The organism is Glutamicibacter sp. 363 (genome assembly GCF_052379505.1).
Taxonomy (GTDB): Bacteria; Actinomycetota; Actinomycetes; order Actinomycetales; family Micrococcaceae; genus Glutamicibacter.
On record NZ_JBQSYR010000068.1, the window covers coordinates 1 to 2,028 of the forward strand.

2 protein-coding genes are annotated in these 2,028 nt (G+C 53.3%); both read left to right on the plus strand.

The features are described 5' to 3' along the window. Positions 1-118 precede the first annotated feature (118 nt). Positions 119-319 carry a helix-turn-helix transcriptional regulator gene (locus tag ACT3UA_RS18860; RefSeq protein WP_096284339.1) on the plus strand — a complete coding sequence of 67 codons (201 nt, stop codon included), beginning with the start codon at positions 119-121 and terminating at the stop codon, positions 317-319. Further along, positions 316-1,512, plus strand: coding sequence for a type II toxin-antitoxin system HipA family toxin (locus ACT3UA_RS18865; RefSeq protein WP_096284341.1), 1,197 nt, complete (start codon positions 316-318; stop codon positions 1,510-1,512). Before ACT3UA_RS18860 ends, ACT3UA_RS18865 begins: the two co-directional genes overlap by 4 nt. Positions 1,513-2,028 lie beyond the last annotated feature (516 nt).

Genomic DNA, 2,028 nt, shown 5'->3' on the forward strand with positions numbered 1-2,028 from the left:
ACACAAAGAGTCGGATTGGGCAGTGATTCGGCAGTATCTTGCCGTAAATATCCTAATGAGGCATTATGGTTAGGACAAGCGTAAAAATCGGCGATATTTTGCCGGACTGGAGTACGTCGTGAATTCTCTGTCAGAAATAGGCTTCGCTATACAGCAGTCAAGAAAAGAGAACGGGCTGACTCAAGAGCAGCTAGCAGAGCTGGCGGATATCTCCGAGCGCACTTTGCGTGCAATTGAAACTGGTGTCGGAAACCCCTCTATCACGGCCGTGCTGTCGGCGGTCGCAGTTCTAGGACTGAAAATTGTGGTGGAGAAATGAACCAGGAGATCCAAAACCTCAAGCGAGTGCAGCGAGCCGATGTCTATCAGGGGTCGGTGCTCGCTGGGCACTTGACGCGTCTGCGCGACGGAGGAATCGAGTTTTCGTACACCGATGACTACATAGAGTCTGGTGAACGTGGAATCGCATCCGCATTGCCCTCTTCCCCAGTTCCTTATGTAGGTCCGGGTGGTGGATTGCCGGCATTTTTCTCTGGGCTATTACCAGAGGGGCATCGGCTTACGGTACTGAAAGATGCAGCAAAGACTAGTTTGTCGGATGAGCTAACTCTATTGATGATTGTGGGTGGCGATACTCCAGGCAATGTTCGAGTAGCTCCGGCAGGTACCGAACTGATTCCACCTCCTGCAGTGGCTGCGATTGCTGATTCGAAAGAACTAGACTTCGCGATGCTGGCGAGAGGCCTTGACCGGCATTCAATTCCCGGCGTGCAGGAAAAAATCAGTGCCACAATGCTCACCACGCCTTTGGCCCTGGATGGCGGGGCGTATCTACTTAAACTGAATCCGCGAGATCATGCGCATTTGGTTGCCAATGAAGCGCTGCATCTTCGGGGGGCTCGAGCTCTGAAGTTACCAGTGGCCAAGAGTCAGCTTGTTTTCGACACCTGTAATGTCGAAGGGTTGCTCGTCGAGCGCTTTGACCGGCAGATTTCTGCGGATAGCACGGTAGTGGCACGGTATGCGCAGGAAGATGGACTGCAGGTTCTCGATTTGCCTCCAGCGTTAAAGTATTCAGTCAGTGCCGAGCAGATTTCAGAGGCTCTTGCTTCGCATTGCCAGGCGCCGATACTGGCTAAGCGCAATTTATATCTTCAATTTCTGTTTGCGTGGTTGACAGGCAACGGAGACCTGCACGGAAAGAACGTTTCTATGCTGGCTGATACGCATGGAAGATTTTCAATAGCGCCGATCTACGACATACCCTGCACGCTGGTTTACGGCGATGACACCATGGCATTGACTGTCGCTGGCAAGGTCAAGAATCTCAAGAGGAAGCACTGGCAAGAATTGGCGCGGACGATGGGACTCACCGATAGAGCGGCTCAGTCGGCGAATCAGCTGGCGCTAAAAGCAGCAAGTCTTATTGATCTAAGTGAGCTCCCGTTTGAAGGATCGCCCCTCCGCGGGACCCAACGCGAACTACGGTTTCGACGCATGGAAATTGGGTAGAAACCGGAGGCGACAGCGTCCCTTCCTGTTGTGGAGGGCTATCAATCGGTGGCGCCTTTGCCGGGAGAAAAGGGCTGGAGCACTCCCGTAGTTCAGGGTAGGGCCGAGATGAAATTCTGCACCTTCGAAGGCACGGAGAGTTGTGGCATTGGCCGGGCAATGGAGATGGCCGGCAAGCAGCCCAGCTCGGCCTAAAAGGACCTAGAAGCATTGCAGCGGCTCGGTGAATCGAAGCGTAGCAGTGGTATCAGGAGCAACAAGATTCGAATCGAGCCATTGATGTGTGAGCTGATCGACAGATTGGCGATGTGTGTAGGCGGTAGGGCGCGAATGCAAGAGGTATAGCGATGAATGCTCTCAAAGCTGCCGACGCCACCTACCCATCCCGTTGATCCAGGAAAGCATAAACATGCGATTCAGCTCTAGTTCCGCCCAGCGGCTCTAGCCGGTCTGCGACCCCCTGGTTAATGGCGTACTGGAGCGGATCCAAAACTGAAATTAATTCCGAATTATTCT

What these genes read in the sequence shown, in the direction of transcription:
- ACT3UA_RS18865 (WP_096284341.1), top strand. Translation starts at nt 316, where the DNA reads ATGAACCAGGAGATCCAAAACCTCAAGCGAGTGCAGCGAGCCGATGTC.